Source organism: Acidiphilium cryptum JF-5, from assembly GCF_000016725.1.
Classification (GTDB): Bacteria; Pseudomonadota; Alphaproteobacteria; order Acetobacterales; family Acetobacteraceae; genus Acidiphilium; species Acidiphilium multivorum.
Map to the genome: position 1 here is coordinate 800,720 of NC_009484.1, position 21,396 is coordinate 822,115.

A 21,396-nucleotide genomic window follows, 5' to 3' on the forward strand; every position below is an offset into this window, starting at 1 on the left:
CATGCTGCTCAAGGGCAAGACCGCAGTCATATCTGGTGGCGCGAGCAAGAAGGGGATCGGCCTCGCGACCGCACGGCTGTTCGCCGAACATGGCGCGCGGGTCGCCATTCTCGATCTCGATCAGGAGGCTTCCGACGAGGCGGCGGCGTCGCTCGGCGCCGGGCATCTCGGCGTGGCCTGCGACGTCACCGACCGCGCGGCCTGCGATGAGGCGGCGCGCCGGGTGATCGGCGCGTTCGGCCAGGCCGACATCCTGATCAACAATGCCGGCATCACCGAACCGTTGCGGCTGCTGGAGATCGAGGCGCGGAACTGGGAGCGGGTGATCGACGTCAACCTCACCGGCGTGTTCCATCTCAGCCAGGCGTTTCTGCCGCATATGAGCGCGCGTGGCAGCGGCTCGATCGCGTGCATGTCGTCGGTTTCGGCGCAGCGCGGCGGCGGGATTTTCGGCGGGCCGCACTATTCGGCGGCGAAGGCCGGCGTGCTCGGCCTCGCCAAGGCGATGGCGCGCGAGTTCGGCCCCGCCGGCATCCGCGTGAATTCGGTGACGCCCGGGCTGATCCAGACCGAGATCACCGGCGGCAAGCTGACCGACGAGATGCGCGCCGAGATCCTGAAGGGGATTCCGATCGGCCGGCTCGGAACCGCCGAGGACGTGGCGCGGATCTTCCTGTTCCTCGCCTCCGATCTCTCCGCCTATGTCACGGGCGCGGTGATCGACGTCAATGGCGGCATGCTGATCCACTGATCCAGAAACAGCGCCGGGAATTCTGCCCCATGTCTTCCACCAAACAGGTCTTGTCCCCGGAAGCCCGCAATGGCGGCTTCCCCCATGCCGGCTCGAACGTTTCGCTGCGCGAGCGGGCCTATCGCATCCGCCGGCACGCGCTGCGGATGGGCGAAGTGCAGGGGCAGGGCTATATCGCGCAGGCGCTCGGCATCGCCGATGTGCTCGCGGTGTCCTATTTCCATGCGCTGCGCTACCGGCCGGACGACGTGCACTGGGAGGGGCGCGACCGCTTCCTGCTGTCGATCGGCCATTATGCGATCGCGCTTTACGCGGCGCTGATCGAGGCGGGGATTCTGCCCGAGAGCGAGATCGAGTCCTATGGCGCCGACGAGAGCCGCCTGCCGATGTCGGGCATGGCCGCCTACACGCCGGGCATGGAGATCACCGGCGGCTCGCTCGGCCACGGCGTCGGCATCGCGGTCGGCATGGCGCTCGGCCTGAAGCGGAAAAAATCGGACGCCTTCGTCTACACGCTGTTCTCCGACGGCGAGCTGAACGAGGGCTCGATCTGGGAAGGCGTGATGGGGGCGGCGCACTGGCAGCTCGACAACCTCATCGGCATCGTCGATGTCAATGACCAGCAGGCGGACGGACCGTCCTCGGCGATGTCGTCGCGCGAGCCGCTGCACGAACGCTTCCGCGCCTTCGGCTGGCATACCCAGCGCGTGGACGGCAACGACATCGACGCCGTGGTCGCCGCTTTCGACGCCGCGCGCGCCGCGAAAGTCGCCGCGCCGCGCATCGTGATCTGCGATACCCAGATGGCGAAGGGCGTGCACTTCCTCGAAACCCGCGAGCGCAACCACTTCCTCCGCGTCGAGGCCGAGGAATGGCAGCAGGCGATCGACCTGCTCGACGCCAATTTCAGCGCAAAGGCCCCGTGATGAGCACCGCACAGACCAGGGCGCCGAAGACGCGCCTGACCACATCGGCGATGATCGCCTCGATCGCCGCACCCGGCCAGCGCACCGCGCCGGCGCCGTTCGGCAACGCGCTCGTCGAGCTGGCGAAGATGCGCCCCGAGATCGTCGGGCTGACCGCAGATCTCGCGAAATATACCGACCTGCACATTTTCGCGAAGGCCTATCCGGAGCGTTTCTACCAGATGGGCATGGCCGAGCAGCTGCTGATGTCGGCCGCCGCCGGCCTCGCGCGCGAGGGGGCGCTGCCCTTCGTGACGACCTATGCCGTGTTCGCCGCCCGCCGCGCCTATGATTTCATCTGCATGGCGATCGCCGAAGAACGGCTCAACGTGAAGATCGTCTGCGCCCTGCCGGGCCTGACCTCCGGCTACGGGCCGAGCCATCAGGCGACCGAGGACATCGCGATCTTCCGCGGCATGCCGAATCTCACCATCGTCGATCCGGCCGATGCGCACGAGATCGCGCAGGCCACACCGGCGATCGCGGCGCATGACGGGCCGGTCTACATGCGGCTGCTGCGCGGCAACGTACCGCTGATCCTCGACGAATATGGCTACACGTTCGAGCTGGGGAAGGCCAAGACGATCCGGACAGGCAACGATGTTCTGGTGATCTCGACCGGGCTTGCCACGATGCGCGCGTTGCAGGCGGCCGAGATGCTGGAGGCGGACCGCATCGGCGTCGAGGTGCTGCACGCGGCGACGATCAAGCCGCTCGATCTTGAGACGATCCTCGCCGCCGCCGGCAAGGGCGGGCGTCTCGTCGTCGTCGCCGAGAACCACACGGTGGTCGGCGGGCTCGGCGAGGCGGTGGCGGCCGGGATGCTGCGCGCCGGCATCGCGCCCCGGTTCCGGCAGATCGGCCTGCCGGACGAGTTTCTCGCGGCCGGCGCGCTGCCGACGCTGCACGACCGCTACGGCATCTCGGCCGAAGCGATGGCGCGGCAGATCAGGGCGTGGCTCTGAGATGAAAACATCGAGGTAATGGCTGCATCATTTCAAAAGGAGGAAACAACGATGAGCAATAACACGATCCGGCGGCGCACGCTGCTGGCGGGGGCGGCATCCGTGCCGGCCTTCGCGATCCTGACCCGCAGGGGCGATGCGGCGCAGTTTCGCTGGAAGATGGCCACCGGCCAGGAGCCGACCCATCCGGTGAACATCCGCGCGGCGCAGGCGATCAAGGCGATCCGCGAGGCGACCCATGGCGGGCTCGAGATCAAGCTCTACCCCGCGGCGCAGCTCGGCACCGACAAACAGCTGATCGCGCAGACCAGGCTCGGCGGGATCCAGATCATGAACATGGCCAGTTCCATTCTGGCAACGACGATTCCGGCGGCCGGCATCGTCAATATCGGTTACGCGTTCCTCACGCCGAAGGATGTGTGGGCGGCGGTCGACGGTCCGCTCGGCGCCTATATCGCGAAGAAGATCGACGCGCACGGCATGCACCAGATCGGGCCGAGTTGGGAAAACGGATTCCGCAACGTCACCTCCGGCACGAAGCCGGTGAGGACGCCGGCGGATCTGCACGATTTCAAGATCCGCGTGCCGCCGGCGCCAATCCTCTCGTCCATGTTCGCCGCGTTTGGTGCTGCGCCGACCGCGATCGATTTCAGCGAGGTCTATACCTCGCTCGAAAATCACGTGGTGGATGGCCAGGAAAATCCGCTGCCGATCATCTACACGGCGAAGCTCTATGACGTGCAGAAATATCTCAGCATGACCCGGCACGCCTGGGACGGCTACCTGATCATCGGCAACAAGCCCGCCTTCGCGCGGCTGCCGGCGAAATGGCAGGACATCGTGACCGAGGAATTCGGCAAGGCGGGGCATGCGGAGCGGCAGGATATCGCCGATCTCGGCAACTCGCTGAAATCGAAGCTCGCGGCGAAGGGAATGACCGTTCTCGATGTCGACAAGGCGGCGTTCCGCAGCGTGCTCGGCAAGACGAAATACTATCCGCACTGGAAGCAGAAATTCGGCGCCGAGGCGTGGGGCCTGCTTGAAAAGACGGCGGGCCCGCTGGAATAAGGCCGCACCCGCCGGCGGACGGTTGGGTGAGGCTCCCGAACCGTCCGCCATGCGGGCAGCTGAAACGCGACGACAAGAACAGACGGCGCCGCGCGAGCGGAACGACCGGGGGAGAGAAACGATGCAGGCATGTTCTGCAACCATGGCGTCCGGCAGGATGCGCCGCCCGGTTGCGAGGATCGCCGATGCAGCACTGGATGGCGCTGGTGTCGTGCTGCTGGCGGTGGAGGTGCTGGTGCTGTTCGCCGGCATCATCGCGCGCACGGTGTTCATCCATCCGCTCATCTGGTCGACGGAATTCGCGAGGCTGGTGTTCGTCTGGCTCACCATGATCGACGCCGCGATCGCGGTGCGCGACGACCGGCACATGCGGATGACGGCGCTGGTGCACAGCCTGCCGGCGCACTGGCAGGCCCGGTTCCGGGCCGGGGCGGATGTGATCCAGCTCGCTTCCGTGCTGGCGATGATCGGGCCGAGCCTCGTCTTCCTTCAGGTCGAGCAATTGTCCTCGCTGTCGCAGCTCGGTATTTCCAGCGCCTGGGAAGCGGCGGGGCTGGTGGCCGGCTTCGCGCTGATCGCGCTCTATCTGCTGCGCGACCTGTTCGCGCATCGGGGCGGGGATTTCTGGCGCGGCGCAGTGGGTGCGGCGGTCATCGTCGGGGCGGCGTGGCTGGCCGGCCGGGCCCTGGCCGCCGACACGCTGGCGGAGGTGATCTTCGTTTTCATCGCGATGCTGTTCGCGACCGTGCTGGCCGGCGTGCCGATCGCCTTCGCCTTCGGCTTCTGCACCACCTTCTACCTGATGGTCACGCAGGGCGCGCCGCTCGCCGTGATGGCGAGCCAGGTGGAGCAGGGCACCTCCTCGATCATCCTGCTCGCGGTGCCGCTGTTCGTGCTGCTTGGCGGGCTGCTGACCGTCACCCGGCTCGCGCCGGCGATGATGCGGTTCCTCACCGAGCTGATCGGCCCGGTGAAGGGCGGGCTGTTCTATGTGCTGATCGGCGGCATCCTGCTCGTCTCCGGCATCTCCGGGGCGAAGACGGCCGATCTCGCCGCCGTCGCGCCGATCGTGGTGCCCGAGATGAAGCGGCAGAAGATCGACGAGGGGCACATACTCTCCGTCGTCTCGTGCTGCGGCGCGATGGCGGAGACGATACCGCCCTCGATCGTGCTGATCATCATCGGCGCGGTCACCGGAACCTCGATTTCCGCGCTGTTCGCCGCGGGGCTGATGCCGGCCATCCTGCTGGCGGTCATCCTGGCGCTGCTCTCGCGCATCTGGGCGGGGGCTGATGCGGCGGCCGCGGCGCCGCGGGTGCCGGCGCGGCGGGTCCTGCGGAGCTTCCTCCACGGCCTGCCCGCGCTGGCGCTGCCCTTCGTGATCCGCTTCGCCGTGATCGACGGCATCGCCACCGCGACCGAGGTCGCCACCATCGGCACCGTCTATGCGATCGTGCTCGGGGTCGTGTTCTATGGCGGATTCCGGCCGGCGGCGCTGTATGACTGCGCGGCGAAGGCGGTCGGGCTGTCGGGGGCGATCATGTTCATCATCGCGGTGGCGACCGCGATGAGCTGGACGCTGACGCAGTCCGGCTTCGCGGACGACATCACCCGGCTGATGCTGGCCCTGCCGGGCGGGCGCTACGGCTTCCTGCTGGGCTCGATTTTCCTGATGATCGTGCTCGGCAGCATTCTCGAGGGCATCCCGATCCTGGTGCTGTTCGGGCCGATCCTGTTTCCGATCGCCCGCACGCTGCATATCGGCGATGTGCGCTATGGCATCATCGTCATCCTTGCCATGGGTATCGGCCTGTTCGCGCCGCCGTTCGGGCTTGGCTATTACGCCGCCGGGATCATGACCGACATCGACCCGAACCGGGCCCTGAAGACCATCTGGGGCTATCTCGCCGCGCTGGTCTTGGGCCTGCTGGCGATCGCCTTCGTTCCCTGGGGCGCGCTCTGAGCCGGGCGGTCAGCGCATCAGGCGGGTGATCGTCGGCTGCAACGCGGCGGCGATCCGGCGCATGCCCTCGGCATCGGGGTGCAGGGCGGGCTCGGGCGGGTGCATGCGCGGGTCGACATAGAGCGCGGGGTCGGCGCGGCCATCGACCTCCAGCACGTGGCCGACATTGCGGAACGTCACCAGGCGGCTACCGGCATAGCGGCGGGCGAGATCGGCATTGATGATCCGCGTCTGCGCGCTGATCCACGCCGAGCGGATCGAGGGCAGGATGCCGAGCAGCAGCACATGCGCGCCGGGGACGTGGCGGTGCAGGTCGCGCACCACCTCCTCGATTCCCGGCACCGTCTGGTCCGCGCCCCAATGGGTGCGGCCGAGATTGTTGGCGCCGATCAGCAGCACGACGAGCCTGGGATGCAGGCCGGCGAATTCGCCATGGTCGATCCGCCAGATCACGCTCGCCGTGGTGTCGCCGATCAGGCCGAAATTCAGCGCATCGTAGCGTCCGTAATAGTGGCGCCAGATCGGCAGGATCTGCTGGTAGGGGTTCGGGCCCTCGCGGTGCCAGTATTCGGTGATCGAATCGCCGAGCCAGACCAGCCTGGCGTCCGGATGCTCGCGCGCTTCCTGCTTGGTGTGCTCGAAGCGGTGCCGCCACCAGGGCAGGTCCATCCGCCCGATCGGCACGGCGGCGAGATTGACATGGGCCTGGGCGGTGAATGGAACCAGCAGTGCCAGCAGCAGGCAGAGGCGACGGATCATGCGGACCTCGAAGGATCGTGGCGTCCGAAGACGCGGGGATAGATAACCAGATACGCGCCCTGGAACAGGCCGGCGAGCAGGAACGGGGCTGCGAGGGCGCCGGACTCGAACAGCACGCCGGCCAGCGCCGGGGCGATGCCTCGCGGCAGCAGCACCGAGATCGTGTTGACGCTGGCGGCAAGTCCCCGCCGCTCGCCGCGCACGAGGCCGAGGGCGACCGCCTGGCGCGCCCCGGCGGTGCCGCGGTTGAAGGCCGAGCGCAGGGCATAGACGACCAGTGCCACGCCGAAACTCGGCGAGAAGGGCAGGGCGAACAGGCTGACCAGCCCGATGCCGCGCATCAGCACCACCGCGCGCACCGTGCCGAGCCGCCGGGTCAGCCGCCCGGTGGTCAGCGCGGCGATGCCGGCGGCGGCGAAGGCGATGGCGAGCGCCGGGCCGATGGCGGAAGCCCCCGCATGGTAGCGGGCGGCGAACCACCAGGAGATGAACGGGCCGGACAGGCCGATCCCGGTGCCGTTGAGGATATTGAGACCGGCGAGCTTCCAGAGCAGGCTGTTCTCCGCCTTCGAGACGGCTTCGTGCCCCTCCGTCCGGGCTGCGGCCTCACGCGGCGGATCGGGGGTGAGGGCGAGCAGCATTGTGGCGATGAGCGAGGCCGCGAGCGGCAGGACGAACATCGGCCGCGACGCGCCGATCAGCCCGGCGAGCACGGCGCCGATGCCCATGCCGAAAAACCCGATCGCGGTGTTGATCGACAGGACGGTGCCGAACTCCCGCTTCTCGATCAGGCCGGACAGCCAGGACTGTTCCGCCGGCGCGAAGGGGCCGGCCGAGCCGTTGGCGCCGCGGCCGAAGCCGCCGATCACCGCGGCGAAGGCGAGCGGCAGCGTCGCCTGGGTGAGCAGGCCGATCAGGGCGGCGAGGACCGAGATCGCCTCGTAGACGAGGACGAAGCGCTTGCGGCCGAAGCGGTCGCTCGCCGGGCCGACCAGCGTCGTCACCGCGACGGCGAACAGGATCGACAGGGCGAAGACGACGCCGAGAAGCGCGGCACTCCAGCCGAGTTTGGTGACGTAGAGCGCGAAATCGACCACCAGCGCGCCCTGGGCGATGCTGCGCGCCCCGCGCGCGCCCATCAGCCGGACGATGTCGGGGCGCGCGGTTGCCATCAGGCGCCGAACGGGATCAGGATCAGGCTCAGCGCGCCGAACAGGGCGCAATAGGCGGCGAAGGGGCCGAGCGCCCAGCGGTCGTGATTGCGGAAATAGCGCATCAGGAACGCGGTCGAGAGATAGGCGACGACGCCGGCGACGACGGCGGCGAGCAGGGCGGTGCCGAACATGCCGCGCGCGGCGGCGGCGTGATGCAGGAGATGCGGCACCTCGATCACCGCGGCGCCGGCGATCACCGGGGTGGCCATCAGGAAGGCGAAGCGGGCGGCGGCCTCGTGGTCGAGGCCGCGGGTCAGGCCGCCGACGATCGCCGAGCCCGAGCGCGACAGGCCGGGCAGGAAGGCGAGGCACTGGAACAGGCCGATCACCAGCGAGTCGCGGAGGGTAAGCTGGCCGATGCCGAAGCCGTTGCCGGCGCGGCGGCGGCGCAGCCGTTCGCCGATGATCAGCACCGCGCCGTTGGCGATGAGGAAGGCGGCGGCAATCTCGGGGCTGGCGAAGAGATGCTGGATCGGCTTTTTCAGCGCGAAGCCGATGAGCACGGCCGGCAGGGTGGCGACGACGAGGCGCAGCAGCAGGCCGCGCTGGGCATCGACCTCGCCGGGTTCGCCGCGGCCGAGCAGGCCGGCGAGCATCGCCCACCATTCGCGCCAGAAATAGAGCAGCAGCGCCGTCGCGGTGCCGACATGGAGCATGACGACGAAGGGCAGGAACGAGGGCGAGGCCTGGTCGATGGGCCAGTGCAGCAGGGCGGGGACGATCACCACATGGCCGAGGCTGGAGACGGGGAACAACTCGGTCGCCCCTTGCAGGATGGCGAAGAGGACGGCGATCAGCGGGGTCATGGCGGCTCCGGCGGTTGTGGGTGCCGCTTCACTTGGCAAACAAGCGCGGCGAAGGCAACGCATCGCGGCGCGGCCCCGCCGGACGGCGACAGGATAATGACCCACCGTTCCGCGCGTTAACGCGTTGCTCATGATTTCATGGCAGGCTCGCTTCCTCGATCGGCCATCCCGTCCTTGCGGGCCGGGCGATGGAACCGAGCGGGCGCCGCGCGGAAACAGTTTGCCGCTGCCCGATTTTGCCGTTAGCATCCGGTAGCGACGAGGGCCGTGCGGACAATGTCTGAATTTTCGGATATTCCCCAGATTTTACAGGATTTGAGACGGCGCGGAACTCAGGTTGCGTCAGAAAAAAGGCGCGGCATGTCAGCGACGGGATGGCCGGTGACGGTTTCCGTCGTGGTGCCGTTTCACAACGAGGCCGAGAATGTCGTCCCGCTGTTCGACCGGCTCGCCGCCGTGCTCGATGGTCTCGACGAGGACTGGGAACTGGTCTGCGTGAACGATGGCAGCCGCGATGCCACGCTTGCGGCGCTGCAGCGCATCGCCGCGCGCGACGGGCGGGTGCGGGTGATCGACCTGTCGCGCAATTTCGGCAAGGAGGCGGCGTTGACCGCGGGACTCGACCATGCGCGCGGCGCGGTGGCGATTCCGCTCGACGCCGACCTGCAGGACCCGCCCGAGGTGATCCCGGCGCTGCTCGCGAAATGGCGCGAGGGCTACGATGTGGTGAACGCCACACGCGCCTCGCGCGAGGGCGACGGCGCGGTGAAGCGCTTCACCGCCCATATGTTCTACCGGGTGATGAACCGGTTGAGCGATGTGCCGATCCCGCGCGATACCGGGGATTTCCGGCTGATCGCCCGGCCGGCGCTGGAGGCGCTGAAGCGGCTGCCGGAGCGGCGGCGGTTCATGAAGGGGCTGTTCGCCTGGATCGGCTTCCGCACCGCGACCATCACCTATCACCGCGCCCCGCGCCATGCCGGGCGGACGACGTGGAATTACTGGAAATTGTGGAATTTCGCGCTGGAGGGGGTGACCTCGTTTTCCAGCGCGCCGCTGCGGCTGGCGTCCTATCTCGGCTTCGCCGTCTCGGTCTTCGCGTTCGTCTATGCGGCGGTGACGATCTTTCGCAAGCTGGCCTACGGCAACCCGGTGCAGGGCTATCCCTCGCTGCTGGTCGCCATCCTGTTCCTCGGCGGGGTGCAGCTCATCGCCCTCGGGATGATCGGCGAATATCTCGGCCGGCTCTACGAGGAGAGCAAGCAGCGGCCGCTCTATATCGTGCGCGAGATCAGCGGCGGCAGCGCGCCGGACTTATGAGGCGGCGAAGCGCTGGATGCGTTCGGCCATCGCCGCGACGCCGTTGCCGCGATTGCCGGACAGGGCGCCGATCAGCCCCCATTCCTTGAGGAAGGCCGGCGGTGTTTCGCGGATTTCCGCGGGCGTGCGGCCGGAATAGACCTGCAGCAGCATGGCGACGAGGCCGCTGACGATGGCGGCGTCCGACGCGCCGGCGAAATAGAGTTTCCCGCCTTCCAGCTTCGGCTCCAGCCAGACCCGGCTCTGGCAGCCGGGCACCAGCCGGTCGTCGGTCTTCAGCGCCTCGGGGAAGGTGGGCAGCGACTGGCCGAGTTCGATGATGAACTGGTAGCGGTCCATCCAGTCATCGAACAGGAACAGCTCGTCGTGCAGGGCGGCGATCGCCGCGGCGGCGCTCTCCTGCGCGGGGGTGACGAAGGGCGGCGCGCTCATGCCGGGCGCACCAGGCGGTGGTGCTTCTTGCCGGCCGAGAGCTTGGCCGCGCCGTCGATCACGTCGGCGAGGGTGATCGTGTGCGCCTCGTCGGCGATCGGGGCGTCGTTCAGCCGCGCGCCGCCGCCGCGGATCAGCCGGCGCGCCTCGCCATTGCTGGCGGCGAGCCCGGCTTTCACCAGCAGGGCGAAGGCGGGAATGCCGGCTTCAAGCTCGGCGGCGGGGATGTCGATCCCCGGCAGGGTTTCCGCCGCCTCGCCGCCCTCGAAGGTGCGGCGCGCGGTCTCCGCGGCTTCCTCGGCCACCGCGCGCCCGTGGCAGAGCGCGGTCGCCTCGGTGGCGAGGATCTTCTTCGCCTCGTTGATCTCGGCGCCTTGCAGCGCCTCGAGCCGGGCGATCTCGTCGAGCGGCAGGTCGGTGAACAGGCGGAGGAAGCGGCCGACATCGGCATCCTCGGTGTTGCGCCAGAACTGCCAGTAGTCGAACGGGCTGCGCCTCGCGGCCGAGAGCCAGACGGCGCCGGCGGCGGTCTTGCCCATCTTCGCGCCCGAGGCGGTGGTGATCAGCGGCGCGGTCAGGCCATAGACCTGCTTGCCGTCGGTGCGGCGGACGAGGTCGATGCCCTGGACGATGTTGCCCCACTGGTCCGACCCGCCCATTTGCAGCACCACGCCATAGCGGCGGTTGAGCTCGCGGAAATCGTAGGCCTGCAGGATCGAGTAGTTGAATTCGAGGAAGGTGAGGCCCTGTTCGCGCTCCAGCCGCGAGCGGACCGAGTCGAAGGACAGCATGCGGTTGACGCTGAAATGCACGCCGACCTCGCGCAGCAGGTCGATATAGCCGAGCGTGTCCAGCCAGTCGGCATTGTTGACCATGATGGCGTCGGACGGGCCCTCGCCGAAGCGCAGATAGGCGGCGATGTTGTCGCGGATGCCGGCCATGTTGAGCGCGATCTGCTCCTCGGTGAGGAGCTGGCGGGCTTCCTCGCGGAAGGAGGGGTCGCCGATGCGGGTGGTGCCGCCGCCGAGGATGGCGACCGGCTTGTGCCCGTGCTTCTGCAGCAGTCGGAGCATCATGATCTGGATCATGTGGCCGACATGCAGGCTGTCGGCCGTGCAGTCGAAGCCGATATAGCCGGCGATGGGGCCGGCGCGCATCGCCTCGCGCAGCCCCTCGGTGTCGGTGCACTGGAAGATGTAGCCGCGCGCTTCTGCCTCGTGCAGGAAATCGCCGGGATCGGTCATGAGCATGGTTCCGCCGTGATCGGGGTGGCCGCAATCGGCCCGTTGGTCTTCAGATCGGCGCGGGGTAGCACGCGGGGGCCGGCGTGCCAATTCCGCCGGGCGCGCGGGCGGCCCGCAGGGCGCCGAGCAGAATGACGAGCGGCGCGATCTCGACATGCAGCACCCGCGCGATCACCGGGCCGAGCGCGGGCCAGAGCCAGAGCAGCGCGTCGGCGACGCCGGGGCCGCCGCGCCGCCAGGCGAGCCAGGCGACCATGACGGAAAGCCCCGTCATGTCGTTGGCATAGGCATAGGGGGTCACGAGCAGCGTGAGGCAGACGGTGAGCGCGGCGCGCGCCACCGGGTCGGCCTCCTTCCGGCGCCAGGCATGCCAGCACCAGACCGAGGCCGACAGCGCCGAGACGCCCTGGCAGAGGCCGGCAAGGCCGACCGGGGCGCCGAGGCTGCGGGCCATCCAGAACACCGAGACGCCGCTGGTTTCGTAGACCGAGGGGAAGGGTGCGATCAGATGGGCATGGGCGACCGCCATTCCCTGCCGGAGGAAGGCCGGCCAGATCGCCGGGCCGGCGACGAGGGTGACCGCGGCGGCGAGGGCGGCGGTGACCGCGATGCCGACGGCAAGGCCGCGCCATTCCCCCCGCGCCACGAGCACGACCGGCCCGAGCAGGCCGGCCTGGGGCTTCAGCGAGATAAGGCCGAACAGCCCGCCCGCCACGTCCGGCCGGCGGGAGACCGCCATCAGCGCCGCGATGAAGGTGCTGCCGGCGACCGGGCCGAACTCGCCGATCGAAATGCCGGTGAGCGAGGCGGCGCTCAGCAGCCCGGCGGCGATCACCGGCCACGGCGCGCCGGCGCGGCGCAGCAGGGGAATGCAGGGCAGCGAGATCAGCAATGTCCACGCCAGGAGCCCGGCGGCGGGGCCGAAGGGCAGGAGCGGCAGTGTCGTCAGCAGGGACGGAGGCGGGTAGAAATACTGCATGTAGGATGGCAGGCCCGGGCCGAATTGCGCGGTGGACCAGGCGGCGAACCAGGCGGGGTCGTAGATCCGCGCCGCCTCGGCGGTGGCGGCAATGTGCCCGGCCGGCCAGAAGGCGAAGAAATCGCTGTGCAGATGCCGCGCGGTGACGGGCGCGCCATGGACGAGGCTATCGGCGATGACCGCCGCGAGATGGAAGACGGGGCGGAACAGGTTGAGCCAGGTCACCGCCGCGAGGCCGAGCACGAACCAGGGCACGACCGTCCACCGGTCGATCACCGGGCGGAAGCTGCCATGAGTCCTGTCTGGTTCCACGCCCGGTTCCTTGCTCCGCTGCTTGTCAACCCCGCGCGCGGGGCGGATAAGCGAGACATGCCCGAAACTGGTTTCCATAACGCTAAGAGGGAGCGGGAATGCACGCCATCGGCCTGATGAGCGGCACCTCGCTCGATGGGGTCGATGCGGCGGTGATCGAGACCGACGGCGAGCGGGTGTTCGGCACCGGGCGATCCGCCACGCTGTTCTACGAGGACGGACTGCGCGCCCGGCTGCGCGCCCTGCTCGATGCAGCACCCGGGCTCGCGCCCGACGATCCTGAACTGCTCAGCCTCGACTGGCTGCTGGCGGACCGGCATGCCGAGGCGGTGGCGATGGTGGCAAGCCGGGCCGATGTGGTGGGGTTTCACGGCCAGACCATCCTGCACGACCCGGATCGGCGGCGGACCTGGCAGATCGGCGATGCGGCGCATCTCGCGCACAAGACGCGGCTGCCCGTGGTGCATGACTTCCGCAGCGCCGATGTCGCCGCCGGCGGGCAGGGCGCGCCGCTGGCGCCGCTGTTCCACGCCGCCCTCGCCGAGGCGCTGGAGAAGCCGCTGCTGGTGGTCAATATCGGCGGGGTCGCCAACATCACCTGGCTCGGCCCGACGGGCGAGGTGCTCGCCTGCGACACCGGCCCCGGCAACGGCCCGCTGGATGACTGGGTGCGGCTGCATACCGGCGCCGCCTTCGACGCCGACGGCGCGCTGGCCGCCGCCGGGCGGGTCGATCAGGCGCGGCTGACGCGATTGATGGACGATCCCTGGTTCGCCCGGCCGGCGCCGAAATCGCTCGACCGGCTGCAGTTCTCGGCGCGCGTCGCCGCGGCGACGGAGGGCTTGTCCGCCGCGGACGGGGCGGCGCTGCTCGTCGCCTTCACCGCGGCGGCGATTGCGGCGGCCCCGCTGCCGGCGCCGCCGCGTCGCGTGCTGGTCGCAGGCGGCGGGCGGCACAACGCGGCGATCATGGACGCGCTGCGCCGGCACTTCGCCGCCCCGGTCGAGCCGGTCGAGGCGGTGGGCTGGGATGGCGATGCGCTGGAGGCGCAGTGTTTCGGGTTTCTCGCGGTGCGCGCGCTACGCGGGCTGCCGCTCTCGTTGCCGGAGACGACCGGCGTGCCCGCGCCGCTCGCGGGCGGGCGGATCGTCCGGCCCGGCCCGGCTGCGGAATAGGAAGCGGGCGGCTCAGCCGCCGGAGCGGGCGGTCTTCCGGGCGGCGGGTTTTGCCTTGGCGGCGGCCGCCTCCGGCTTCGCGGCGGCGGCTTTCGGCTTGGCGGCAGCTTTCGCCTTCGCGGGTCTGGCGGCTTTCGGCGCCGCCGCGTCCTTCGGCTTTGCTGCGGGTTTTGCGCCCTTGCGGCCGCGCGGCGCCAGCGTCTTGCCCTTCTCGGCGAGCAGGGCGACAGCCTCATCAAGGGTCACCGCGCCGAGTTCGCTGCCGCGCGGCAGGGTCGCCACCGTCTTGCCGTGCTGGACATAGGGGCCGAACCGGCCCTTGCGCGCGGTCACGCTCTCGCCGTCCTTCGGGTGCGGGCCGAGATCGCGGATGCCTTCCTGCTTCTTCGCCAGCACCATCACCGCGCGGTTGAGGCCGACGGCGAGCACGTCGTCATCCTTGTCGAGCGAGGCGAAGATGGGGCCCATCTTCACATAGGGGCCGAACCGGCCGATGCCGGCCTGGATTTCCTGTTTCGTTTCCGGATGCACGCCGATCACGCGCGGCAGCGAGAGCAGGCCGATCGCCTGCTCCAGCGTGATCGTCTCGCCGCTCATGCCCCGCGGCAGGGCGGCGCGGCGGGGCTTCGCCTTCTTGTCCTCCGGGTCCGGCTCGCCGAGCTGGACATAGAGGCCATAGGGGCCGCGCCGCAGCGTGACGGGGATGCCCTCGGCGTTCTCGCCGAGCAGCTTCATGCCGTCGCGCAGCTGGTCGCCCTCGTCCTCGCCGCCCTCGACGGCGAGGCGGCGGGTATACTGGCATTCGGGATAGTTCGAGCAGCCGATGAAGGCGCCGAAGCGGCCGAGCCGCAGGCCGAGCCGGCCGGTGCCGCAGGCCTGGCAGACGCGTGGATCGGACCCGTCCTCGCGGGCGGGGAAGAAATGCGGGCCGAGCTCCTCGTCCAGCGCATCGATCACGTCGGAGATCTTGAGATCCTTGATCTGCTCGACGGCGCCAGAGAAATCTGCCCAGAAATCCCGCATCACCGACCGCCAGTCGAGCCGTCCGTCGGAGACCTCGTCGAGCTTCTCCTCGAGATCGGCGGTGAAGCCGGTCTCGACATAGCGGCCGAAGAAGCTGACCAGGAAGGCGGTGACCAGCCGGCCGCGATCCTCGGGGATGAAGCGGCGGTTTTCCATCCGCACATAGTTGCGCTCGCGCAGCACGGTGAGAATCGAGGCGTAGGTCGAGGGGCGGCCGATGCCGAGCTCTTCCATGCGCTTGACCAGGGTGGCCTCGGAATAGCGCGGCGGCGGCTGGGTGAAATGCTGCTCGGCGGTGACCGGCCCGCTGGCGAGCGGGTCGGATTTCGCCATCGGCGGCAGCAGCCTCGCGGTTTCGTCCTCCGGGTCCTCGTCCATCCCCTCGCGGTAGAGCTTGAGGAAGCCGTCGAAGGCGAGGATCGAGCCGGTGGCGCGCAGGGTGGTGCCGGCGGCATCGGCAAGCTCGACCGTGGTCTGGTCAAGCTCGGCCGACTGCATCTGCGAGGCGAGGGCGCGCTTGTAGATCAGCTCGTAGAGCCGCGCCTGCTCGGGCGAGAGGTGGCGGGCGGCGCGCTCGGGGGTGAGGGTGAAATCGGTCGGGCGGATCGCCTCGTGGGCCTCCTGCGCGTTCTTCGCCTTCGACTGGTATTCGCGCGGGGCGGCGGGCAGGTAGTTCGCGCCGAACGCGTCCTTCACCTGCTGGCGGGCGGCGGTGATGGCCTCGCGCGCCATCTGCACGCCGTCGGTTCGCATATAGGTGATCAGGCCGACCGTCTCGCCGCCGATCTCCACACCCTCGTAGAGCTGCTGGGCGGTGCGCATGATGGCCTGCGCCGTCATGTGCAGCTTGCGCGAGGCGTCCTGCTGCAGGGTCGAGGTGGTGAAGGGCGGCGGCGGGTTGCGGCGGACGCGCTTCTTCTCGATCGAGACGACGCTGAAGGCACCACGCTCGACCGCCGCCTTCGCCGCATCGGCCGCCGCCTTGTCCGCGAGGTCGAACTGGTCGAGCTTGCGGCCGTCGAGATGGGTGAGGCGGGCGCGGAACGGCGCGCCGGCGGGGGTGCGGAACTCGGCCTCGATCGTCCAGTATTCGCGCGGGCGGAACAGCTCGATCTCGGCCTCGCGCTCGCAGATCAGCCGCAGCGCGACCGACTGCACGCGTCCGGCGCTCTTGCTGCCGGGCAGCTTGCGCCAGAGCACCGGCGAGAGGGTGAAGCCGACCAGATAATCGAGCGCGCGGCGGGCGAGATAGGCCTCGATCAGCGGGGTGTCGAGGTCGCGCGGGGCGCGGAGGGCGGCCTGCACCGCCGATTTGGTGATCTCGTTGAAGGTGATGCGGCGGACCTGCTTGCCCTTGAGCACGTTGCGCGCCTCGAGCATGGCGCGGACATGCCAGGAGATCGCCTCGCCCTCGCGATCGGGGTCGGTGGCGAGGTAGAGCGTGTCCGCCCCTTTCAGCGCCTTGGCGATGGCCGCGACCTGGCGGTCGCCGCGGGCGTCCTCCTCCCAGGACATCGCGAAATCCTCGTCCGGGCGGACCGAGCCGTCCTTCGGCGGCAGGTCGCGGACATGGCCGAAGGAGGCGAGAACGGTGAATCCGTCGCCGAGATACTTGTTGATCGTCTTGGCCTTGGCGGGGGATTCAACGACGACGATGGCATTCATGTAAGCGCGGTATCCCGTTCAGCACTCGGAGAGCAGACAGACCCGGTTGCCCGGCAGGGTTTCGATCCGGCCGGCAAGTTCGAGCTCGGTCAGCACGGCGGTCAAGGCCGATGTGGAGAACTGGCAGTGCCTTGCCAGTTCGTCAACACTGACGGGGCTTGCGGAAAGCAGCCGGGGGATTTCGCTTCGGGCGCGGTCGAGTTCGTCGCCGGTCTCCGGCGCCGCGTCGGGCGGCTCGCCGAGGCCGGGCGGCGGGGCGGCGATTCGCGCGTCGGGGAACAGCGCGCCGGGCCGGTCGGGCAGGTTGGCGAGGATGTCGGCGGCGGATTCGGCGAGCCAGGCGCCCTGGCGGATCAGGTCATTGCCGCCGCGGGCGCGTGGGTCGAGCGGCGAGCCGGGCACGGCAAAGAGCTCGCGGCCATAGTCCAGCGCGTAGCGGGCGGTCAGCAGGCTGCCGGAGCGCAGCGCCGCCTCGATGACGACGACGCCGAGGGCAAGCCCGGCGATGATGCGGTTGCGCTTGGGGAAATGCCGGGCGAGCGGGGCGGTGCCGGGCGGCGCCTCGGCCACCACCGCGCCGGCCTCGGCGATGCGGGCCTGCAGGTCGCGGTGCTCGGGTGGATAGACCACGTCGAGCCCGCCGGGGATGGCGGCGATGGTGGTGCCCTCGCGCAGCGCCGCCTCGTGCGCCGCGGCGTCGATCCCGCGGGCGAGGCCGGAGGCCACCGGATGGCCGGCGGCGGCGAGCTCGCCGGCGATGTCCGCGGCGATCCGCCGTCCGTTGGCGGAGGCGTTGCGCGCGCCGACCACGGCGACCACCGGCCGATGGAGCAGGGCGACATCGCCCTTCACCGCGATGACCGGCGGCGCGTCCGGCAGCAGGGCGAGCAGCGGCGGATAGTCGGCATCGCCGAGGAAGATCAGGCGGGCGCCGAGCGCCTCGTGCCGGTCGAGCTCGCGACGGATTTCGGCCGGCGGGGGAATCCGCAGGTTACCCCGCCGGCCGACCTGGCGGGCGAGGGCGGGCAGCGCGTCCAGAGCCTCCCCGGGGCTGGCGAAGCGCTCGCGCAGGCGGCGGAAGGTCCGGGGCCCCACTCCCTCCGTGCGGATCAGGCGCAGAAGGGTGGCCTTGTCGCTCACGCCGAGAGCCTGATCCTCGGCTCGGTGCCGGCGCGCAGCCGCGCGATGTTGGCCCGATGCTTGAAGACGACGAGGGCGGCGATGGCGAGGGCAACCAGCGCCGCATGGTCGCGCCCGGCGAGCAGGGCGAGCAGCGGGGCGGCGGCGAAGGCGGTCAGCGCGGCGAGGGAGGAAATCTTCCGCCAGAACGCCATGGCGAGCCAGATCAGGCAGCAGGCGGCGCCGACCGGAAAGGCGAGGGCGAGCAGCACGCCGAGCCCGGTCGCCACGCCCTTGCCGCCGCGAAAGCCGAGCCAGACCGGGTAGAGATGGCCGATCACCGCGAACAGCGCGGCGAGATTGGCGGCGGCGCTGCCGGCATGGCGGGCGAGCAGCACGGCGACGGCGCCCTTGCCGCCATCGAGCAGCAGGGTCAGCGCGGCGAGGCTCTTGCGGCCGGTCCGCAGCACGTTGGTCGCACCGATATTGCCCGAGCCGATCCGCCGCACATCGCCGAGCCCGGCCGCACGGGTGAGCAGCAGGCCGAACGGGATGGAGCCGAGCAGGTAGCCGAGCAGGGCGTAGGGCGCGATCATCCGTGCACCCGCCGCCCGGCCTTCCACGTGCCGGTGACCACACCCTCGACCGGCCGTCCGTCGAAGGGCGTGTTCTGCGCCTTGCCGGGCAGGGCGCCGGCCTCGATCCGCCACGGGCGCTCGGGGGCGAAGAGGCAGAGATCGGCCGGCGCACCGCGGGCGATGCGCCCGGCCTCCAGCCCGAACAGCCGGGCTGGCCGGTCGGTCAGCAGCGAGAGGGCGGCGATCAGCCCGAGCCCGCCGGACTGCACCTGCGCCAGCGTGATCGCGAGCAGCGTGGCGAGGCCCGCGCCGCCGGGCGCGGCCTCGGCGAAGGGCAGGCGCTTGTCGTCGGCGTCGCGCGGCTGGTGGTCGGAGACCACGGCGTCGATCGTGCCATCGGCGAGGGCGGCGCAGACGGCGAGGCGGTCGGCCTCGCTGCGCAGCGGCGGCGAGAGCTTCGCATAGGTGCGGAAATCGCCGATCGCGTTCTCGTTGAGGTCGAAATAGGGCGGCGCGGTGTCGCAGGTGATCGCGAGGCCCCGGCGTTTCGCGCCACGGATCAGGTCGAGCGCCTCGCCGGTCGAGACATGGGCGAAATGCACCGCGCCGCCGGTGAGTTCGGCGAGACGGATGTCGCGGGCGACCATCATCGCCTCGGCGCAGGCCGGGATTCCGGGCAGGCCCATCAGCGTCGCCCGCGCCCCGGCGGTCGCCGCACCGCCGGCGGCGAGGCTCGGCTCCTCGGGATGCTGGACGATCATGGCGCCGAAGCCGCGCGCATAGGACAGGGCGCGGCGCATCAGCCCGGCCGGGCCGATCGCCCGCGCGCCATCGGAGAAGGCGACCGCGCCGGCCGCGCGCAGCAGGCCGTATTCGGCGATCATCTCGCCCTTGCAGCCGCGCGTCGCCGCGCCGTAGGGGGCGATGGTGAGCCGCCCGGTCGCCGCCCCGGCGCCGGCCAGGGCGCGGACCAGCGCCGGGTCGTCGGTCGCGGGGATATTGTCCGGCAGTACGGCGATGGTGGTGATGCCGGCGGCATTGGCCGCCTCGGCGGCGGTGGCGATGGTCTCGCGGTATTCGTAGCCGGGCTCGCCGAGCGAGGCGCGGGCATCGACTAGGCCGGGGCAGAGGATCTGCTCGGCGGCATCGATCATCACCGCGCCGTCCGGCCGGCCGAGACCGGCGCCGAAATCGGCGATGACGCCGTCGCGGACCAGCAGGTCGCCCACCGCGTCGTGGCCGGTGGCGGGATCGACGATCCGCGCGCCGCGGATCAGCGTGTCGGGGGGCGTGTCATGCATGGGCGAGCGCCGTCCGGGCCAGCACGTCGAGCACCGCCATGCGGATGGCGACGCCCATCTCCACCTGCTCGCGGATCACCGAGCGGGTGGCGTCGTCGGCGACCTGGCTGTCGATCTCGACGCCGCGATTCATCGGGCCGGGATGCATCACCAGCGCGTCCGGCTTCGCCATCGCGAGCTTGGCGGCGTCGAGCCCGTAGAAGGTGAAGAACTCGCGCGCGCTGGGGATCAGCCCGGCGCTCATCCGCTCGGTCTGCAACCGCAGCGCCATCACGATATCGGCGTCGCGCAGGCCCTCGCGCATGTCGTGGAAGACGGTGGCGCCGAACTGGTCGATGCCGGAGGGGATCAGCGTCGGCGGGCCGACCACGCGCACCCGGCTGCCCATCGCGGTGAGCAGCAGCAGGTTCGAGCGGGCGACGCGGGAATGCGCGATGTCGCCGCAGATGGCGACGGTGAGGCCCGCGAGCGTGCCCTTGTTGCGGCGGATCGTCAGCGCGTCGAGCAGCGCCTGGGTCGGGTGCTCGTGCATGCCGTCGCCGGCGTTGATCACCGCCGCATCCACCTTCTGGGCGAGCAGGGCGGGCGCGCCGGAGGCCTTGTGGCGGACCACCAGCAGGTCGCAGTTCATCGCGTTCAGCGTCGCCGCGGTGTCGAGCAGGGTCTCGCCCTTGGAGACCGAGGAGGTCGAGACCGACATGTTGATCACATCGGCGCCGAGCCGCTTGCCGGCGAGCTCGAAGCTCGTGCGGGTGCGGGTGGAATCCTCGAAGAACAGGTTGATCAGGGTCCGGCCGCGCAGCACGTCCCGCCGCGTCTTGCCCGACCGGTTGAGCAGCACGTAGCTCTCGGCGAGGTCGAGCAGGGCGGAAATGTCGCGCGGGTGGAGACCTTCGATTCCCAGGAGATGGCGCGTCGGCAACCGCATGACGGTCTCCTTACAGCCCCGCCGCGCCGGCGGGAAGAGCGGTTCCTACTGGCTGGCCCAGACGATGCGGTGAAGGGCGCCGATCTCCTCGGTCATGAAGCCGCGGGGCGGGTAGGCGGGATTGAAGCAGCCGAGATCGACCCGGGAGACGGTGCGGCGCAGCAACTGCCGGGCCATCACCTCGCCGCCGGCGGTACGGATGACGACACGGTCGCCGGTGCGCACGGGGGACGCGGGCGAGACCACGATGATGTCGCCATCGCGATAGACGGGGTCCATCGAATCGCCCTGGATGGTGAGCGCGAAGGCGTGCGGATCGCCGGCGATCCCGGCATCGCCGACGGGCAGGGCGATGCGGTCCCAGCCGCCGCCGGTCGGGTTGCCGCCCTCGTCGAAGAACCCGTCCTGGCCGGCCTGCGCGAGGCTGGCCAGCGGCACGGTGCGCATCGCCGGCCGGCGCGGGCGGCTGGTGCCGGCCGGCGTCGTGCTTCTGCCGCCGACCAGGGCGGCGAAGGCCTCGATGCCGATGCTGCTGGCCGAGAGAATCTTGGCGATGCTCTCGGTCGAGGGCCAGCGCAGCCGGCCATCCGGCGTGCGGCGCTTCGAGGGATTGAAGCTGGTGGGGTCGAGCCCGGCGCTGCGGGCAAGGGCGGAAGCCGACAGCCCCCGTTGCGCCGCCAGCGCGTCAATCGCCCGCCAGATATCTTCGTGCTGCATCGTCTTGTTCTTAACGGATTTATGGGTCTTTGAAAGAAAAAATTAAGGAAAACCATGAGTTAACGCTTGCGGCGGATACAACCTCTGGTTAGTATGTTCTTGTTTCGTTCTC

The 21,396-nt window shown here is 70.0% G+C and carries 19 protein-coding genes; 7 read left to right on the top strand and 12 right to left on the bottom strand.

Annotation, left to right across the window (positions count from 1 at the left end; all coding sequences use genetic code 11):
- Position 1 precedes the first annotated feature (1 nt).
- From ACRY_RS06005 to ACRY_RS06025, 5 genes are all read left to right on the top strand, one after another.
- Positions 2–751, top strand: a complete 750-nt coding sequence (locus ACRY_RS06005; RefSeq protein WP_011941720.1) for an SDR family NAD(P)-dependent oxidoreductase — start codon at positions 2–4, stop codon at positions 749–751.
- 29 nt (positions 752–780) lie between these two features.
- The gene (locus tag ACRY_RS06010; protein WP_011941721.1) at positions 781–1,677 is read left to right on the top strand and encodes a transketolase; all 897 of its coding nucleotides are present in this window, start codon (positions 781–783) and stop codon (positions 1,675–1,677) included.
- Positions 1,677–2,681, top strand: a complete 1,005-nt coding sequence (locus tag ACRY_RS06015; RefSeq protein WP_011941722.1) for a transketolase family protein — start codon at positions 1,677–1,679, stop codon at positions 2,679–2,681. The genes ACRY_RS06010 and ACRY_RS06015 overlap by 1 nt, the downstream gene beginning before the upstream one ends.
- A 51-nt stretch (positions 2,682–2,732) precedes the next feature.
- A complete protein-coding gene (locus tag ACRY_RS06020; RefSeq protein WP_011941723.1) occupies positions 2,733–3,749 on the top strand; it encodes a TRAP transporter substrate-binding protein in 1,017 nt (338 codons plus the stop codon).
- Between the two features lie 142 nt (positions 3,750–3,891).
- Positions 3,892–5,712: a TRAP transporter large permease subunit gene (locus ACRY_RS06025; protein WP_231295359.1), complete on the top strand. Its 1,821-nt coding sequence runs from the start codon at positions 3,892–3,894 to the stop codon at positions 5,710–5,712.
- A gap of 9 nt (positions 5,713–5,721) precedes the next feature.
- Here ACRY_RS06025 and ACRY_RS06030 read toward each other — a convergent pair whose 3' ends face one another.
- Genes ACRY_RS06030 through ACRY_RS06040 form a run of 3 tightly spaced genes read right to left on the bottom strand, consistent with a single transcriptional unit; the run spans position 5,722 to position 8,491 of the window.
- Positions 5,722–6,471 carry a platelet-activating factor acetylhydrolase IB subunit gene (locus ACRY_RS06030; RefSeq protein ID WP_011941725.1) on the bottom strand — a complete coding sequence of 250 codons (750 nt, stop codon included), beginning with the start codon at positions 6,469–6,471 and terminating at the stop codon, positions 5,722–5,724.
- A complete protein-coding gene (locus ACRY_RS06035) occupies positions 6,468–7,643 on the bottom strand; it encodes an MFS transporter (RefSeq protein ID WP_007422548.1) in 1,176 nt (391 codons plus the stop codon). The genes ACRY_RS06030 and ACRY_RS06035 overlap by 4 nt, the downstream gene beginning before the upstream one ends.
- Positions 7,643–8,491: an undecaprenyl-diphosphate phosphatase gene (locus ACRY_RS06040; protein WP_011941726.1), complete on the bottom strand. Its 849-nt coding sequence runs from the start codon at positions 8,489–8,491 to the stop codon at positions 7,643–7,645. The genes ACRY_RS06035 and ACRY_RS06040 overlap by 1 nt, the downstream gene beginning before the upstream one ends.
- Before the next feature lie 276 nt (positions 8,492–8,767).
- Between ACRY_RS06040 and ACRY_RS06045 the strand changes: the two genes are divergently transcribed.
- Entirely contained in the window at positions 8,768–9,811 is a 1,044-nt protein-coding gene (locus ACRY_RS06045) for a glycosyltransferase family 2 protein (protein ID WP_011941727.1), read from the top strand.
- On the opposite strand, the gene ACRY_RS06050 is transcribed toward ACRY_RS06045, so the two are convergent.
- The 3 genes from ACRY_RS06050 to ACRY_RS06060 are packed head-to-tail and all read right to left on the bottom strand — an operon-like array spanning position 9,806 to position 12,778.
- Positions 9,806–10,243 (bottom strand): SufE family protein, encoded by a 438-nt coding sequence (locus ACRY_RS06050; RefSeq protein ID WP_011941728.1) that lies wholly within the window; start codon positions 10,241–10,243, stop codon positions 9,806–9,808. The genes ACRY_RS06045 and ACRY_RS06050 overlap by 6 nt on opposite strands.
- Positions 10,240–11,493 (bottom strand): tyrosine--tRNA ligase, encoded by a 1,254-nt coding sequence (gene tyrS, locus ACRY_RS06055; RefSeq protein WP_011941729.1) that lies wholly within the window; start codon positions 11,491–11,493, stop codon positions 10,240–10,242. Before tyrS ends, ACRY_RS06050 begins: the two co-directional genes overlap by 4 nt.
- A gap of 43 nt (positions 11,494–11,536) precedes the next feature.
- Positions 11,537–12,778, bottom strand: a complete 1,242-nt coding sequence (locus ACRY_RS06060; RefSeq protein ID WP_231295360.1) for a glycosyltransferase family 87 protein — start codon at positions 12,776–12,778, stop codon at positions 11,537–11,539.
- Between the two features lie 98 nt (positions 12,779–12,876).
- Here ACRY_RS06060 and ACRY_RS06065 point away from each other — a divergent pair, with 98 nt between their 5' ends.
- Positions 12,877–13,953 (top strand): anhydro-N-acetylmuramic acid kinase, encoded by a 1,077-nt coding sequence (locus ACRY_RS06065; RefSeq protein WP_011941731.1) that lies wholly within the window; start codon positions 12,877–12,879, stop codon positions 13,951–13,953.
- Positions 13,954–13,965: 12 nt separating this feature from the next.
- On the opposite strand, the gene topA is transcribed toward ACRY_RS06065, so the two are convergent.
- Genes topA through ACRY_RS06095 form a run of 6 tightly spaced genes read right to left on the bottom strand, consistent with a single transcriptional unit; the run spans position 13,966 to position 21,284 of the window.
- Complete coding sequence (gene topA / locus ACRY_RS06070; protein ID WP_011941732.1) at positions 13,966–16,641, bottom strand: type I DNA topoisomerase; 2,676 nt, start codon at positions 16,639–16,641, stop codon at positions 13,966–13,968.
- Positions 16,642–16,659: 18 nt separating this feature from the next.
- The gene (gene dprA, locus ACRY_RS06075; protein WP_011941733.1) at positions 16,660–17,781 is read right to left on the bottom strand and encodes a DNA-processing protein DprA; all 1,122 of its coding nucleotides are present in this window, start codon (positions 17,779–17,781) and stop codon (positions 16,660–16,662) included.
- Positions 17,778–18,356 carry a glycerol-3-phosphate 1-O-acyltransferase PlsY gene (gene plsY / locus ACRY_RS06080; RefSeq protein WP_043509092.1) on the bottom strand — a complete coding sequence of 193 codons (579 nt, stop codon included), beginning with the start codon at positions 18,354–18,356 and terminating at the stop codon, positions 17,778–17,780. Before plsY ends, dprA begins: the two co-directional genes overlap by 4 nt.
- Positions 18,353–19,639 carry a dihydroorotase gene (locus ACRY_RS06085; protein WP_011941734.1) on the bottom strand — a complete coding sequence of 429 codons (1,287 nt, stop codon included), beginning with the start codon at positions 19,637–19,639 and terminating at the stop codon, positions 18,353–18,355. The genes plsY and ACRY_RS06085 overlap by 4 nt, the downstream gene beginning before the upstream one ends.
- Positions 19,632–20,567 (bottom strand): aspartate carbamoyltransferase catalytic subunit, encoded by a 936-nt coding sequence (locus tag ACRY_RS06090; protein ID WP_011941735.1) that lies wholly within the window; start codon positions 20,565–20,567, stop codon positions 19,632–19,634. The genes ACRY_RS06085 and ACRY_RS06090 overlap by 8 nt, the downstream gene beginning before the upstream one ends.
- A 45-nt stretch (positions 20,568–20,612) precedes the next feature.
- Positions 20,613–21,284, bottom strand: coding sequence for a S24 family peptidase (locus tag ACRY_RS06095; protein WP_011941736.1), 672 nt, complete (start codon positions 21,282–21,284; stop codon positions 20,613–20,615).
- Between the last annotated feature and the right edge of the window lie 112 nt (positions 21,285–21,396).